The 15,929-nt window shown below is 50.7% G+C and carries 10 protein-coding genes and 2 riboswitches; of the genes, 8 read left to right on the forward strand and 2 right to left on the reverse strand.

Annotated features, from left to right (window positions below; translation table 11 throughout):
* The first annotated feature begins 92 nt into the window (after positions 1 to 92).
* The 4 genes from ACWHYD_RS00670 to ACWHYD_RS00685 all read left to right on the forward strand — a co-directional run bounded on the left by ACWHYD_RS00670 (position 93) and on the right by ACWHYD_RS00685 (position 7,787).
* A complete protein-coding gene (locus ACWHYD_RS00670; protein WP_447964019.1) occupies positions 93 to 2,087 on the forward strand; it encodes a cation:proton antiporter domain-containing protein in 1,995 nt (664 codons plus the stop codon).
* 558 nt (positions 2,088 to 2,645) lie between these two features.
* Positions 2,646 to 2,722, forward strand: a riboswitch (cyclic di-GMP riboswitch).
* 177 nt (positions 2,723 to 2,899) lie between these two features.
* Positions 2,900 to 3,145, forward strand: coding sequence for a hypothetical protein (locus ACWHYD_RS00675; RefSeq protein ID WP_447964020.1), 246 nt, complete (start codon positions 2,900 to 2,902; stop codon positions 3,143 to 3,145).
* A 58-nt stretch (positions 3,146 to 3,203) separates the two neighbouring features.
* Positions 3,204 to 5,504, forward strand: a complete 2,301-nt coding sequence (locus tag ACWHYD_RS00680) for an Ig-like domain-containing protein (protein ID WP_447964021.1) — start codon at positions 3,204 to 3,206, stop codon at positions 5,502 to 5,504.
* A gap of 465 nt (positions 5,505 to 5,969) precedes the next feature.
* A riboswitch (cyclic di-GMP riboswitch) is annotated at positions 5,970 to 6,046 on the forward strand.
* 55 nt (positions 6,047 to 6,101) lie between these two features.
* On the forward strand, positions 6,102 to 7,787 hold the full coding sequence (locus ACWHYD_RS00685) for an FG-GAP-like repeat-containing protein (RefSeq protein WP_447964022.1): 1,686 nt from the start codon (positions 6,102 to 6,104) through the stop codon (positions 7,785 to 7,787).
* A 581-nt stretch (positions 7,788 to 8,368) separates the two neighbouring features.
* Here the strand turns inward: ACWHYD_RS00685 and ACWHYD_RS00690 are convergent.
* Entirely contained in the window at positions 8,369 to 9,772 is a 1,404-nt protein-coding gene (locus tag ACWHYD_RS00690) for a hypothetical protein (protein WP_447964023.1), read from the reverse strand.
* 564 nt (positions 9,773 to 10,336) lie between these two features.
* Between ACWHYD_RS00690 and msrA the strand changes: the two genes are divergently transcribed.
* The 4 genes from msrA to ACWHYD_RS00710 all read left to right on the forward strand — a co-directional run bounded on the left by msrA (position 10,337) and on the right by ACWHYD_RS00710 (position 14,801).
* Positions 10,337 to 10,963 (forward strand): peptide-methionine (S)-S-oxide reductase MsrA, encoded by a 627-nt coding sequence (gene msrA, locus ACWHYD_RS00695; RefSeq protein ID WP_447964024.1) that lies wholly within the window; start codon positions 10,337 to 10,339, stop codon positions 10,961 to 10,963.
* Positions 10,964 to 11,332: 369 nt separating this feature from the next.
* A complete protein-coding gene (locus ACWHYD_RS00700) occupies positions 11,333 to 12,559 on the forward strand; it encodes a hypothetical protein (RefSeq protein WP_447964025.1) in 1,227 nt (408 codons plus the stop codon).
* 375 nt (positions 12,560 to 12,934) lie between these two features.
* A complete protein-coding gene (locus tag ACWHYD_RS00705) occupies positions 12,935 to 13,375 on the forward strand; it encodes a hypothetical protein (protein ID WP_447964026.1) in 441 nt (146 codons plus the stop codon).
* A 112-nt stretch (positions 13,376 to 13,487) separates the two neighbouring features.
* A complete protein-coding gene (locus ACWHYD_RS00710; protein ID WP_447964027.1) occupies positions 13,488 to 14,801 on the forward strand; it encodes a matrixin family metalloprotease in 1,314 nt (437 codons plus the stop codon).
* A 111-nt stretch (positions 14,802 to 14,912) separates the two neighbouring features.
* Here the strand turns inward: ACWHYD_RS00710 and ACWHYD_RS00715 are convergent, their stop codons facing one another.
* Complete coding sequence (locus tag ACWHYD_RS00715; RefSeq protein ID WP_447964028.1) at positions 14,913 to 15,839, reverse strand: formylglycine-generating enzyme family protein; 927 nt, start codon at positions 15,837 to 15,839, stop codon at positions 14,913 to 14,915.
* Between the last annotated feature and the right edge of the window lie 90 nt (positions 15,840 to 15,929).

The raw sequence follows: 15,929 nt of genomic DNA on the forward strand, positions 1-15,929 counted from the left end.
TGGGTGTTTGAAATCCACCCAAACTTCTTTATCGTGTCTATGTCAGGTATGGGGAATACGCTGAATCCCTGCCATCGCCGCCCACTCGACTTATGAGTGAAGTCCACATCCTACGAGATGTCCTCATTATTTTTTCTATCTCCGTTCTGGTTGTATTTGTTTTTCAAAAAATCCGGCTACCGGCAGTTGCGGGATTTTTAGTTTCTGGCACCTTAGTGGGTCCCCATGGGTTGAACCTCATTTCTGATCTGCACCAAGTCGAAACTCTTGCCGAAATCGGTGTGGTGTTGTTGTTGTTTACCATTGGCTTGGAAACCTCTCTTTCTCGCATACGGGCTTCCAGAAGGCTGTTATGGGTTGGTGGTCCCCTGCAGATTTTGAGCATGCTCAGTGGCGTAGTGCTTGGGGGATGGTTATTGGGTCGATCCTGGGAGGAATCGGTCTTCTGGGGTCTGTTGTTGTCGTTGAGCAGCACCGCCATTGTCCTCAAGATTCTGGGAGATCGAGGGGAAATGGATGCGCTACATGGGCAAGCAACTATGGCGATTCTTATTTTCCAGGATCTAGCCGTGGTGGCTATGATTTTACTGACTCCGGTACTGGGGACAGGTTCCCAAGGGGAGACAGGGGTTATTGTCGAAACGCTTGTGAAATCCGTCATGGTTGTGGGGTTAATTGTGCTGGCTGCACGGGTTTTGGTCCCTCATGTTCTTCATCTTATTGTGGGGACTCGAAGCCGAGAGCTATTTCTCTTGTCGATTATCGTGTTGGGGCTGGGAACGGCTTGGTTGACCTCTCTCGCGGGGCTGTCATTGGCTCTTGGTGCCTTTATCGCGGGCCTCGTGATTTCTGAATCTGAATATAGTCATCAGGCGCTCGCCGAAGTCATTCCCTTTCGGGATAGTTTTAATAGTTTATTTTTTGTCTCAGTGGGGATGCTAATGAATCCCTCGGTCATCTTTGAATTTCCCCTCCTGGTGATGGGGATGTTGGTGCTTGTAGTTTTGGGAAAATTCCTTACGGGAACCGGAGCAGTGTTCCTAGCTGGGGCTCCCGTGTCTTCTGCATTATTAACTGGGGTGGCCTTAGCGCAGGTGGGAGAGTTTGCTTTTATTCTTGCACGAGTGGGTCAGGGGGAAGGGTTATTGGACACGCAAGCCTATAATATTTTTCTTGCAGTATCGGTGTTGTCTATGACGATTACGCCCTTTTTGATTCAATGGGCTCCCCGTCTGGCTAGACGGACCGAGGCGCTTGACCGCCTGAAGCATTGGTTTCCTCGACGTCAGTCCCATGCGTCACAAAGCACCAAAATCAAAGTCAAAGATCATGTCATCATCGTGGGCTATGGTTTAAATGGGCGGAATCTTGCACGGGTCTTAGGTGATATGGAAATTCCATTTGTTGTGCTGGACGTTAATCCTGATGTCGTGCAGGCTGATCAAAAAGGCCGAGGCACCATTTTCTACGGGGATGGGACGAATCCCAGGGTGCTGACTCAGGCCGGGATCATATTGGCAAGAGTGCTCGTGGTCGCGACCTCTGACCCATTTGGAGCGCGCCGGATTGTCCAGCAAGCACGACAGCTGAATCCCACTCTTCATATTGTCGTACGAACACGATATTTAAAGGAATTGCAGGATCTCCAAGAGTTAGGAGCCAATGATGTCGTGCCGGAGGAATTCGAAACATCCATTGAGATTTTTGCCTTGGTTCTTCGTACCTACCAGACGCCGAAGGCCATGATCCAAGACAAAGTTGAACAAATTCGTAGGGAGGGTTATCTCCTGCTTCGGCGAGGGGAGCTACCTGAGTTAGCTCACCATCTACGTGCTGGAACATTGGCTGATGTGCAAGTCGATACCTGTCGGGTGGAAAACGATTCTCACGTGTTGGGGAAACCATTGAGACAGTTGCATATCCATGGACGGACGGGCGCTTCTGTGATTGCGATTACCCGGAATGGCGTAACACAATCAAATCCTTCTCGCGAAACGATTCTGGAGCCAGGTGATGTCCTCGTCCTTCTTGGTGCGCGTGAGCAAATCCGCAAGGCCATTGCCCTCCTTGTGGATGCTAAAATGTGAGAGGTGTAAGCTCGTCCAGGAGAATTTTGACGACCGGTAATCCGTTATTTGTATTTCTCAATAAATAAGTACACTCAATACCTATCGTTTTTTTCTTCAGGTATAGAACGTGGCTTGTCTGAATGTCCTATTTTCTTGAAATCAGGGTTGCCTGTCATGAGCGCTGCATGCTGGAAATAGCCTGAATCCCAGGTAGGCACGGAGCGCTACTTGGGAGGAAGGCTGCCATGCGTCTGAAAGAATGGCTTGCGACGGGGTCATTTCGGTTCCCAATCAAGAGGGCTGCGTCAAGAAAGGAGCGTGAATTTACTTACCGGTCACGGCGCCGGGCGCATGCAAAAAAAACCTGGCAATTGGCCCTTCAAGAACGATCATGAAGGGGCGTCAACTGCCATGAGCCTGCTCCAACCTCCCCTGCCTGCTTCCTGCCTAAAGGCTTTTGGGTATCCACCGATAAAAGCCCGTGAAGTCAAGAGAGCCGGTGTCTGCTCACATTCAAGAGAGAGTTTTCATTATTCAAAAGAAGATGGCATAACAGTTTGTAAAGCGGTGGCCTCTTTCCGATAAAGGCAAACCCATTGTGAAGTGGGGACGCAAAGCCACGGGTCAGAATTTCTGATAGCCGGGTTACCGAAGAAAGGGAGACGTGCGGGAATGGGGCCTCTGTATGTGTTCGAAGGAGGAGATCCCATGTCCGACGTTTGTACAGTGAGTCGTCTGAGAAGGTGTATTGCGTGGTGTGTGTTCGGCAGTTGCCTCCTTGTTCTTCCGACTGGGGCGCAATCTGCGACCAGTGATTCGGCCACCCTCCAATGGTCCCCAATCAAGAGACCAACTTAGCGGGGTATCGGATCTATCGAGGAACCAACCCGGGGGTCTATGGGGTTCCTACGACGGTCGGGAAGAAGATCACGACCTACCAATATGCCAACTTACTTACGGACAAAACGCACTATTTTACGATTACGGCGTTTGATGCCTCGGGCAATGAAAGTCTTCCCTCCCCCGGAGGTGAAGAAATATATCGCCAATGCTTCCACCTCTTCCGGGGCTTCTAATCCGCCGCCCCCTCCTCACTACTCATTTCGAACCTGACCGTGGCCAGTGGGTCAGCGTATGGGGTGTCGGCCATCGGTCTCCAAGCGGGGGATGGTGTATCGCGATCGCACCTATCGGTTTACGACGGTGCCCGCGAGCGTGCAGGGCGCGGCGTATATCCAAACCGCCAATAATGATAAAGCGGCGACGACGGCGGCCTTCCTGCGCTTTACGGTGAATCAACCGGTGTCCGTGTCAGTGGCCTATGATGTCCGGCTCACGCCGAAACCATCGTGGTTGAACCCCTTTACCGATACGGGCAAGAATCTGGTGACCTCGGATACGACCCTGCGGCTCTTTGCGCGGAGCTTCCCGGCCGGCACGATTACCCTTGGGGGCAATGCCAGCGGGGGCGGGAGTATGTATGCCGTCATCGTCCAGCCAACCGGCCCTTCTCCCGATATTACGCCCCCCACGGTCACTCTGGTATCTCCGCAAAATGGGACGTCTCTAAACGGTACAATTGCGCTATCCGCTACTGCCACGGATAATGTTGGGGTGGTGGGCGTCCAATTCCGACTCAATGGGAATAATCTGGGGGCGGAAGATACCACCGCCCCCTTCTCATTAACCTGGAACACTATTGGAGCGGCTCCCGGGAAATATACCTTTACGGCAGTTGCACGCGATGCAGCGGGCAATACGACAAGTTCAGCCCCAGTGACCGGGACGGTTCTACCACCTCCCGACCTCACGCCCCCCACGGTCACTCTGATATCTCCGCAAAATGGGACGTCTCTAAACGGTACAATTGCCCTATCCGCTACCGCCACGGATAATGTTGGGGTGGTGGGCGTCCAATTCCGACTCAATGGGAATAATCTGGGGGCGGAAGATACCACCGCCCCCTTCTCATTAACCTGGAACACTATTGGAGCGGCTCCCGGGAAATATACCTTTACGGCAGTTGCACGCGATGCAGCGGGCAATACGACAAGTTCAGCCCCAGTGACCGGGAGTGTCCCGAATCCAACCGTGTCCCCATTAACTATTTCGAACATGGTGGTTGCTAGTGGGCAAGGGTATGTGGTGCCTGTCTCTGGCCTCCGAACCGGGGGCACGGTGTATCGGGACCGCGCCTATCGATTTACGACGGTTCCCGCCAGCGTGCAGGGCGCGGCGTATATCCAAACTGCCAATAATGATAAAGCGGCGACGACGGCGGCCTTCCTGCGCTTTACGGTGAATCAACCGGTGTCCGTGTCAGTGGCCTATGATGTCCGGCTCACGCCGAAACCATCGTGGTTGAGCCCCTTTACCGATACGGGCAAGAATCTGGTGACCTCGGATACGACCCTGCGGCTCTTTGCGCGGAGCTTCCCGGCCGGGACGATAACCCTTGGAGGCAATGCCAGCGGGGGGGGCGGGAGTATGTATGCCGTCATCGTCCAGCCCTCAGCGGCCGGTACCAGCACGGTCCCTTATCCACCCACGCCTCCATTAAGCGTTTCGGACCTGACCGTGGCCAGTGGGTCAGTGTATGAGATGTCGGCCATCGGTCTGCAAGCCGGGGGCACGGTGTATCGGGACCGCGCCTATCGATTTACGACGGTGCCCGCCAGCGTGCAGGGCGCGGCGTATATCCAAACTGCCAATAATGATAAAGCGGCGACGACGGCGGCCTTCCTGCGCTTTACGGTGAATCAACCGGTGTCCGTGTCAGTGGCCTATGATGTCCGGCTCACGCCGAAACCATCGTGGTTGAGCCCCTTTACCGATACGGGCAAGAATCTGGTGACCTCGGATACGACCCTGCGGCTCTTTGCGCGGAGCTTCCCGGCCGGGACGATAACCCTTGGAGGCAATGCCAGCGGGGGGGGCGGGAGTATGTATGCCGTCATCGTCCAGCCCTCAGCGGCCGGTACCAGCACGGTCCCTTATCCACCCACGCCTCCATTAAGCGTTTCGGACCTGACCGTGGCCAGTGGGTCAGTGTATGAGATGTCGGCCATCGGTCTGCAAGCCGGGGGCACGGTGTATCGGGACCGCGCCTATCGATTTACGACGGTGCCCGCCAGCGTGCAGGGCGCGGCGTATATCCAAACTGCCAATAATGATAAAGCGGCGACGACGGCGGCCTTCCTGCGCTTTACGGTGAATCAACCGGTGTCCCTGTCAGTGGCCTATGATGTCCGGCTCACCTCGAAACCATCGTGGTTGAGCCCCTTTACCGATACGGGCAAGAATCTGGTGACCTCGGATACGACCCTGCGGCTCTTTGCGCGGAGCTTCCCGGCCGGGACGATAACCCTTGGAGGCAATGCCAGCGGGGGGGGCGGGAGTATGTATGCCGTCATCGTCCAACCTCTGGGCCAATGATGTTGTGCCGGAAGAATTCGATCCATCCATTGAGATTTTTGCCTTGGTTCTTCGTACCTAACAGACGCCGAAGTCCATGATCCAAGACTTGCATTGCAGGTGAGCCCTGGGGATGTCATGGGAGGCAGGCTGCCATGGGTCTGAAGGAACGGCTTGCGACGGGGTCATTTCGGTTCCCAATCAAGAGGGCTGCGTCAAGAAAGGAGCGTGAATTTACTTACCGGTCACGGCGCCGGGCGCATGCAAAAAAAACCTGGCAATTGGCCCTTCAAGAACGATCATGAAGGGGCGTCAACTGCCATGAGCCTGCTCCAACCTCCCCTGCCTGCTTCCTGCCTAAAGGCTTTTGGGTATCCACCGATAAAAGCCCGTGAAGTCAAGAGAGCCGGTGTCTGCTCACATTCAAGAGAGAGTTTTCATTATTCAAAAGAAGATGGCATAACAGTTTGTAAAGCGGTGGCCTCTTTCCGATAAAGGCAAACCCATTGTGAAGTGGGGACGCAAAGCCACGGGTCAGAATTTCTGATAGCCGGGTTACCGAAGAAAGGGAGACGTGCGGGAATGGGGCCTCTGTATGTGTTCGAAGGAGGAGATCCCATGTCCGACGTTTGTACAGTGAGTCGTCTGAGAAGGTGTATTGCGTGGTGTGTGTTCGGCAGTTGCCTCCTTGTTCTTCCGACTGGGGCGCAATCTGCGACCAGTGATTCGGCCACCCTCCAATGGTCCCCCAATCAAGAGACCAACTTAGCGGGGTATCGGATCTATCGAGGAACCAACCCGGGGGTCTATGGGGTTCCTACGACGGTCGGGAAGATCACGACCTACCAATATGCCAACTTACTTACGGACAAAACGCACTATTTTACGATTACGGCGTTTGATGCCTCGGGCAATGAAAGTCTTCCCTCCCCGGAGGTGAAGAAATATATCGCCAATGCTTCCACCTCTTCCGGGGCTTCTAATCCGCCGCCCCCCTCCTCACTACTCATTTCGAACCTGACCGTGGCCAGTGGGTCAGCGTATGGGGTGTCGGCCATCGGTCTCCAAGCGGGGGGGATGGTGTATCGCGATCGCACCTATCGGTTTACGACGGTGCCCGCGAGCGTGCAGGGCGCGGCGTATATCCAAACCGCCAATAATGATAAAGCGGCGACGACGGCGGCCTTCCTGCGCTTTACGGTGAATCAACCGGTGTCCGTGTCAGTGGCCTATGATGTCCGGCTCACGCCGAAACCATCGTGGTTGAACCCCTTTACCGATACGGGCAAGAATCTGGTGACCTCGGATACGACCCTGCGGCTCTTTGCGCGGAGCTTCCCGGCCGGCACGATTACCCTTGGGGGCAATGCCAGCGGGGGGGGCGGGAGTATGTATGCCGTCATCGTCCAGCCAACCGGCCCTTCTCCCGATATTACGCCCCCGACTACCAATGTGCTTTGGCGCAATACGAGTAGTGGCGAAGTGGCTGTTTGGCGGATGAATGGGTTGACCATTATGTCGGTCGGTTTCCCTGGAAGTACCTCAACCGAATGGAAGATTAGGCAGGTGGGAGATATCAATGGTGATGGTGAAGGAGACATCCTATGGCAGAACACCGTAAGTGGGGTTGTGGGTATTTGGCTTATCAAGGAGGGGAAAATACAGTCATCTGGCTTTCTCGGAGGTGTTTCAGGCGAATGGGTAGTAAAGGGAATTGGGGATGTCAATGGTGATGGCCAAGGGGATGTGATCTGGCGCAATTCTGATAATGGAATGGTGACTGTATGGTTTATGGATGGGCTGTCGATCAACTCAGTTGGACATCTTGGAGGCACTCCCACAGTGTGGGAAATAGAGCAGGTGGGTGATATCAATGGAGATGGCAAGGCCGACCTGGTTTGGCAGAATCGGACGAATGGCACAGTGGCGGTTTGGTTAATGAATGGGTTGACCATTACGTCGGTGGGATTTCCCGCAAGCACTTCGCTGGATTGGGAAATTCAAATTCTTGGAGATGTCAATGGAGACAGTAGGAGGGATGTGATTTGGCGTAATAGGAAAAGTGGCATGGTGTCGGTGTGGCTAATGAACGGGGCGATGACACCTTTGTCAGGTTTTATAGGAGGTATACCCCCCGAATGGGAAATTAAGCAGGTGAGTGATGCGGATGGCGATGGGAAGGGAGACGTGATCTTGCAAAATCGGACGAATGGCAAGGTTGCGGTGTGGCTGATGAATGGGTTGAAAATCAATTCTGTGGGGTTTCCGGGCAGTACCCCGGTGAACTGGGAAATTCAAAAATAGGATGGGTTGTTAAAACATCACAAGTCGCGTCAAATTACAAAGAGTGTCGAAGTAAATGAAACAAGAAATGCTTCAGCCCCTGAACCCATAAGGGCGAAACGAATGCTTTCACCAGCGTCTTGCATTTATCGGCAGGCCAGACTGCTCTAAATTTCAGGGAGAAAAGGCAGGACTATTACACAAGAGTATTGAGCAGTGAGTTCGTTAAATTCAGGGAATGATTCATGCTGATTAGGGCGGACCTCTCCTATTGAGAATTTCCTATGGCTACAGGCAAAGCCTGCTTTCTCTTCCTGCCATGTCGAAATTCTGACTTTGAGTATGAGTTCGTGCTGCTCTGGGCCAACTCCCTTTTCCCTTTAAAGAAGTCTTGAAAATTCTGTAAGTAGTGTTCTGGCCACCTAGACCTGCTCACGTACTCCTCAGAATTCTCAGTTTGTCCCATCAGACGTAGTCTTGCTGGACTTGCCACTTTGAACCCTCCATCTTTCTCTTCTGGTTGGATTTCGAATACGTTCTGTCTATGCTTCGGAAAAGTCAGGGGCAAAGTTGATTGGAGGAAAGAGGGAAGTTCTGAGTTCTCAGGGAATGATGCTCACCAGCAACATGGCGGAAGTCTGGCCGTATTGGGTTTGAAAAGAAGAGGTGTTAATTTGCTGGTTGTGGGCGATTTTGAGGCTGAGAGTTTGCTGGCGATGGTTTAGATGCAAGTAGTCACGCACGTCTTTTTTGAATAACAGCGAAACGTCGTAGATTTGAGGATTGACAGGGGTATTAGAGCGTTGGTTGAGAATATATTGCCCGAGAATGGAAACATCCAGGGAGTCATCCATAGCAAGGTAAGCATACCCAAGTTTGGCGGCAAGCGTGTCAGTACGAAGAGCGGCATATCGATTTAGGTCTCGGGCGAATTCAACTCCCGGTTTAAGAGTCGAAGTTGGGGAAACTCGAAAGCTCGAACCAAGCTTGGCAAAAAAGCGATCGTTTGCCATAGTCCCTCGGGAATTGACTCGCCGAGTAAACCCCCACTGTGGTGTGAGATCGACCGGCTCCAATAAATTCAAGGTGCCACTCATTCTTGTTCCGATTTCTTCTTCCGATCCATTGTCTACAAACTCACTTTGAGAGGTTTTATAATACGAGGACCAATCCCCTTTACCCGCGCCGTGTAGAAACGACAGATTCGCCGAAACAGATTCTGTGGTAATGGCATCGGAGAGAGGGCCCTCAGGTCGAGTAAAGATGTCTGTCTGCCGCCGGGCATACCCAAGGGATAGGCTGGGCCAATTGGGAGGAGCCAGAAGCAAAGAAAATTTTTGCTGGTTAGCGACAGTTTGAGAACGAGACAGATCTCCCTCCACATTACTCGTGAATCGGCTGAGTTCAATTTGGGGAGTCACGAACGGAAGGTTCCATTCCCACGCCAGTTTTCCTCCTACACGATCATTGGGTGTGGTAATGGAAGTGTTCCCGGTTTCTTGCCCGGAGTAGCCATACTGAGCCTGGTACTTCATGCTGCCTGTTGTCCCCTTGAGGACGATTTGAGCTCCCATGCGGTTGGTAAAGGGTGTCGCGGAGTTGTCCGTTTCCCATGGATCTCGATACACCATCTGGATTCCAGCGGTCAGGGCTTCATGAAATAGAGGAATAACATTTGATGCTTCATAAATATTACTGCCACCTTGCCTCGCAAGCGAAGGTATATCTCGAGCGCCCTGAAGGTTGAAAGGTTCACGTTTTTGGGTAAAGTTGAAACGAGTGAGAGAATATTCACCCGTGGATTCATTACAGGGAGTGCTTTGAGAGAAAAAATGGGAAGAACGTCCTAATGAGGAAGAGGTAGGGGAACCACATACATTGGAATGTGAGCCCGTTCGCAGACCTAGGCGATCACCCAGCGGGATCGAATCCGCAGAAAAGGCTGAGCCACTCACGAATGGGAGAAGCAAACTTCCAACAACCAACCAGAGAACAGTCCGCACCATCACCTGCCCCCTTATTTATGATTTTTTCTACTATTCCTTATCGGTAAGCAACCTAGATGCCGTAGTGCAAAACGGGCAAAAATTTCCTCCATAATTGTTGATTTTTTTCAGAAGAAAAAGAAAAGAGTTGATCTCATTACTAATATTCCCGATGGTAACAATCTCAGGAGCTGGAGGAATTTTCCTATGTGGAAAAATCTTGAGTGAATCTGCGTGATTCCAAGCACAGGTTCCCTGTGCGTTTATAACCACAGAGGAATTGTGGTGAAATAAGAACTAAATAAGGTGTTGGCAGGCAGCCGACCCATCTGAAACTCAGTAACTCCGGTGCCTATTTCTGATGAGCAAGTGTTGAAATTATCGAATATCAGTATCCAAAAGTCACAAAGGATACCCAAAATGATACAAGTGAGGACTGTGGCCATTCACTAGGAATCAGGCCATGTAACGCAATTCAGTGTATTGAGACTAAGGAGTAATCCTATCTTCATGGGAATAAAGATATTTTGCTTAACTAAGAGGCCGATAATTCTTGAACGAAGGGGTGAAAATCTGGAGGTACTAATGAAGCGGGTACTATCTCATTTATTCAGTCTAGGATTGGTGGCACTGTTGATAGGGGGAATGACAGTCATCCATCATGGAAATCTTGCCGCCGAGGAAAGTCAATATGCCAAGGCTACATTTGCAGGAGGTTGCTTCTGGTGCATGGAAGAAGTGTATGAAAAAGTTGATGGCGTGGTATCGGTTGTTTCAGGGTATACGGGAGGGCAGTTGTCCAATCCAACATATGAACAAGTTTCGGCCGGAGGAACGGGTCATACTGAATCCGTTGAAGTGACCTACGATCCTACCAAGGTCACGTATCAACATTTATTGGAGGTGTTTTGGCATAATGTTGATCCTACAACCCCGAATGCCCAGTTCTGTGATCATGGTAATCAATATCGGACCGCAATATTCTACCATGACGAAGGGCAAAAAATGTTAATTGATGAATCCAAAAAGGCGTTAGAAAGTTCAAAGTCCTTTCCCCAACCAATTGTGACCGAGATTGTTCCAGTTTCGGTCTTCTTCTCCGCTGAAGCCTATCATCAGGATTTTTATAAAAAGAATCCGGTCCGCTACAAATTTTATAAATGGAATTGTGGTCGTTCACAGCGTTTGGAAGAGTTATGGGGAAAGTCATAATCTTTTTGTAGTCATCCCGCCCCACCCCCTTTCTGGACATTGTTTTATAGTCTTGGGACTGAAAGGGGGCTAGGCTGCCTTTTGATTCAGGGGACTCTTCGCAAGAGTACTGCCAAAACTCCATGAGACTCCTCCCCCCTCGTCGTTTTGTCCTAAAACCACTCTTTAGTTATTTTCTTCTATGGGATAATGGGGAGGAGGTAGAGGGGATGAAAATGTCATTTTCTCGTTGGGCTGTTTGATCGGGGTTCTTCCACCCTCGTCATTGCCACAGAAACGATTCCTGTCCGACATCTTCTGATGTGGTCTGATATATTCCATCACTGTATGAAGATTCGATTGCATTGTTCCTGCCTAAGCATTGCATCTATGAAAAACTCTTTCAGTAATCCAGGATCGAAAAAATTATGTCTCTTTACCCGTGTGGGCCGGATGATGTTTGTGTTGAGGTGGGTGGGAGTGGTGGTTTCTCTGTCTATTTTGGGTTGTCAGATGAAAGAGATACAAACAACATTTAAGGATGAATGTGGGATTCTTCGTTCCAACGTTGATTGGTCTAATCGGATTAAGGTGTTGAATCTCTTAAGTCTGGCCTTTTCCCAAAAATGCGATGCCGCAGTCATTGAGTACACGGAACAAGCCCAATCTGGTTTTCGCGATAAGACTTTTTCTTTTTCTCGGGAAATGGCCGGGGTTTTTTTATCAGATGGGGTACTTACGGAGTATGTATTGGAATCATATGAACGGGCGTATTTAAGTGTTTTGCTTGCTGCGAGTTATCTGAGGTCGGGACATGTTGAGGAGGCCAAAGTGGAATTACGGCGATTGGACCATGAACTATTCGCCCCGTTGTATAATTTTGGGGAAGACCCCGTCAATCTTGTGCTTTCCGCTGTGCTATGGGAAGTCCTGGGTGAACCAGGAGATGCCAGAACCGATTGGTTCAGGCTGGCGGAGCCCACCAGTTCTTTTCTTCTGCATGTACCTCCTGCTCTTCAATCGTTTGCCCAAAAGCAGGTGATCAGGCTGGATCAGGGTGCTCGTCCGACCACCCGGTGGGAGGTCTATGGGATTGGTCGCTTTCCTGAGGTCGATTGGGATTTCAAATTGTTTGGCGCTCCGAATGGATACTTTGTGATTCAACCCAAGCCGCCTTTTCAGGGGTTGTGTGTTTCTGAAACGGGCCTACGTCTTTCAACGGAAAGTTGGTTTGCAAAAATCGCGCACAGGCATGACCATGCTTACCACCCTCTTTTGAACATTCAGAGTTGGATTCGTTTGCCTGTCGGCGTGGTTTATGGATTAGTGCCCTTTTCTCTGGGGGTCGGTGTGGCTATTGGTGGCTGTGCGGGTGCAGCGTCACTTGGAGGAAGAGGCAGCGATGATTTGTGTGCCTTGTCCATTCTGGGTGGCGCGCAGTTAATGCAAGTTGCTCCCACAGTGTTTCAGAATACCGTACGTCCGGATTTGCGTCATTGGGAACTTCTCCCTGAAGCGATTGTTGTCACTCAGGAGTCCGATTTGGGATCTGAGCCCTGTGATAGTCATCAGGCGAGGTTGCACCATTTGGTGACTCGTGCTCCTGCCCTCCTTTAAGTTTTTAGAAATTGGAATTTTCTTCAGAACCCTTTCATTCAGACGGGATTGCCTCCTTCCGGGTTAGTGGTCCATGCCAGTCCAAGTAAAATGGATAAGGGCGAGATTTATTTAATTGGTCATGAGGCATACGGAAATTTTGAGAGCCAATGGTCCAAAGGAAAATGGCCCCCGAATGAATTGGTTACTAGGGATTTTATCCAATTAGATACAATGTGTATCGAAAAGGGAGAATGGAGAAATAGCCAAGGATAAGGTGACAGATCGGCAAAGAAGAATCCGCGTTGGATATTCCCTAGGTTTTTTCTTCGCCCCCCGTGTATGTCATACTGCATTATCATGGGAATAGGTCTTGCTTTATGAAAGGAATAGGTTATGACATACACACCATCGGAGGATGCTCGACTGTTTCCTTTTAGGCGAATCGGATCAATTGGGTCTCTTAGACTTGTCCTGACACTGTTGGTGATGGGGGTCATGATGATGGGGGGCAGCAAGGGATGTGCAGAGGCTAAGCCTCCGGAAGCCCTAGCTCCTGCCCCACAAAGTATTTCTGTTTATGCTCTTTCCCGCGGGAAAGGGGTACCTGATCAGGCCAGGGAAGTGCTAGCCCAATCTCGCACCCTTCTCAAGTCTGCCCAGGAACGCGGGGAGGTCCGGCGGATGGTTGAGCAACTTATTGGCATAGAAGGAGAGACCAGGCTCTGCGCGGAATTTTCTGATACGGAATCGGCTCATTCAATGATTGAACAAATTCAGCTATTAGGTCAGGGAGTGGATTTGATCAACGTAAAAGTTGAGCCGTGTTCCCCATGACCAAATTCTATACCCCACGAATTTGTTTTGCGGTATATGCCATCTAATGGTTTCCCAGGCTCCCGTGTTAATCAGCAGGGAGGTTCATCATTACATTCAAAGGAGCTGAATTATGAAAAGTTATCGATGGTATTTCACGCGGGCATTCATGGCGGTAGGAATGGTCATCGGATTTGCTGCCTGTTCACAACTCCATACAACTCGCCTGCCAGTGGTTGACAATGGGCCAAAAAATTCACCAGACCAGGGCAAACAAATTTTGTCGGATAACGCAAAACAAAAACGGGACGAGTGGAACATCAAACCCTTTGAGGAGTTTAAAGCCCAGACGTATAAAGAACCATTTGAAGGCGGGAAATATATTGTGAATGGAGATACACCGATTCTCAATGAAAAACTCCTACAGGAATTTTTTGAAACCAGGATAAAGGAGTCGATCAACTCTCGCGAAGGGGTTCGAACGAAATTAACCGTTCATCAAGTCAATGGTCAGGACGCAGTTTGGAATTCAGTAGAAAAACGACAACTGACCTACTGTGTCAGTAAAACTTTTGGCGCGAATTATGAGAAGATGAAATCCGACATAGAGGCGGCCGGCAATGCATGGGAGGCGGTGGCTGCGGTTGATTTCATTTATGTAGGGGGAGAGGATGACTCTTGCACGGCGTCTAACCAGAATGTGGTTTTTGATGTGCGCCCGGTTAACGTGAATGGCCAATACCTGGCCCGAGCCTTTTTCCCCAATGAACCACGCTCCTCACGAAATGTCTTGGTGGATAATAGTTCATTTCAATTGGATCCAAATGGCAAGCTATCGTTACAAGGAATATTGCGGCATGAATTAGGACATACGCTTGGGTTCCGGCATGAACATACCCGCCCGGATTCGGGTGCGTGTTTCGAAGATAATAATTGGCGGCCGTTAACCAGTTACGATGCCTTCTCGGTCATGCATTATCCGCAATGTAACGGCAAAGGGGATTGGGCGTTGACCCTGACCAACATCGATAATAATGGGGCAGCGTGTTTGTATGGCCCTGCGCAGGGATTCACCATGGATGCCTCGATTTGTCAGGGGCCCGACGAACCGTCGGGGCCCATAGCCTGCGGACCCAAAACGGAAACTGTTGTCGGACAAAGTGTGGCCAAGAATGCAGAGCAAATCTATGGTCCCTTTGGGGTGGTTCCGGGAACATTAGTGGAAGTGGTTATGCATGGAGAGGCAAACCCTGGTGATCCAGATCTCTATGTTCGGTTCAATCAGGATCCGACAACGACTGCTTATGATTGCCGTCCCTATCTGTCGGGTGCGGAAGAAAAGTGCGTCCTGGATGTGCCAACCAACGGGACTGCGGTTCATGTTAAGGTGCGGGGATATTCAGCCGCGCATTTCAATCTTACCGTGACTCATACGCCAGCACATTAATAGCGCACTCAATTTGATTTAGGGCAGAGAGGCTTTTGTCTCCCTGCCCTGATTCTGTTGAAAATCTAGATTGACCAGGCTTCTGGGAAATTGATGAGGAAATGAACTGTGTTAGGGGTGGGACTGAGCACAGCGGAAACCGATGTTCGCAGAACGTTCTTCTGGAAAGGCCCCTCCTCGAGTCGCTGCACGCAACATGACGGGCCGGCTTTTCCATGAGCCCCCGCGCACAACCTTATAGCGCCCCATTTTAGGACCAGGCGGATTCTTTTCTGGCATGATGGGGTAATAATCTGGTCCCAGCCAATCATTAACCCATTCCGCGATATTGCCAGCCAAATGCAATACTTTATAAATACTTTGGCCATCCTCGAAGCTATCCACGGCAGCAACCAGAGGAATTTCATGGACGTGGTATTGCCCGAATACGGCTAAGTCCGCTGTCGGGTCCATCTCACCCCAAGGAAAGATGCGGGCAGATTCCCCTCTTGCGGCTTTCTCCCATTCAGCTTCCGACGGCAGTCTCTTGTTATGATGTTCGCAAAATGCATTGGCTTCCTCCCATGTGATGTAGAGGGCCGGCCATGAAGCGAGTGCCTGATCCGGGATGAAATGCACGCTATGGAGGTGCCAAATGAGTTCCCGTAATTCCTGAGAGACCTGCCTGTTGGTTGTGAGTAGAAATGCCAAGTATTCGCCTAAGTTGACTTCATAGCGATCCATGGAAAATCCATCTACCCAAATGGGACGTTGAGGAAATTCTGTGTCATCATAATGCATTTCAAGGCTATGGCGAATATCGTCTCGACGATTGGTTCCCATCAAAAACATCCCTTCTGGAATCGGAACTTGTGGAGAGGGTTTGGCCAAGTCGGCGATATGTGCAATATGCTCATCAACTTCGTCGGGAGGTGGGTGAGTCTCTCCAATTGCCAAACAGGACAGTCCAAAGAGAAGCCCTATGGCAAGGAAGACAATCAAAAAACGATAATGGGAGAGTCGAACTGCTGTGACCGGCAGGAAGAATATGTGGAGCATGTTTTTTGTCGTTTCTGAGGACAGAAAGGAAGTCAGTCTACGTGAAGGGCACTTTGGGAGCAAGCCGACAATAGCGGGGGATGCAATAGG

The organism is Nitrospira sp. Ecomares 2.1, from assembly GCF_965152585.1.

Coding starts and splice junctions, on each gene's coding strand:
- ACWHYD_RS00670 (WP_447964019.1), top strand. CDS start 93: ATGAGTGAAGTCCACATCCTACGAGATGTCCTCATTATTTTTTCTATC.
- ACWHYD_RS00675 (WP_447964020.1), top strand. CDS start 2,900: ATGGTCCCCAATCAAGAGACCAACTTAGCGGGGTATCGGATCTATCGA.
- ACWHYD_RS00680 (WP_447964021.1), top strand. CDS start 3,204: ATGGGGTGTCGGCCATCGGTCTCCAAGCGGGGGATGGTGTATCGCGAT.
- ACWHYD_RS00685 (WP_447964022.1), top strand. CDS start 6,102: ATGTCCGACGTTTGTACAGTGAGTCGTCTGAGAAGGTGTATTGCGTGG.
- ACWHYD_RS00690 (WP_447964023.1), bottom strand. CDS start 9,772: ATGGTGCGGACTGTTCTCTGGTTGGTTGTTGGAAGTTTGCTTCTCCCA.
- msrA (WP_447964024.1), top strand. CDS start 10,337: ATGAAGCGGGTACTATCTCATTTATTCAGTCTAGGATTGGTGGCACTG.
- ACWHYD_RS00700 (WP_447964025.1), top strand. CDS start 11,333: ATGAAAAACTCTTTCAGTAATCCAGGATCGAAAAAATTATGTCTCTTT.
- ACWHYD_RS00705 (WP_447964026.1), top strand. CDS start 12,935: ATGACATACACACCATCGGAGGATGCTCGACTGTTTCCTTTTAGGCGA.
- ACWHYD_RS00710 (WP_447964027.1), top strand. CDS start 13,488: ATGAAAAGTTATCGATGGTATTTCACGCGGGCATTCATGGCGGTAGGA.
- ACWHYD_RS00715 (WP_447964028.1), bottom strand. CDS start 15,839: ATGCTCCACATATTCTTCCTGCCGGTCACAGCAGTTCGACTCTCCCAT.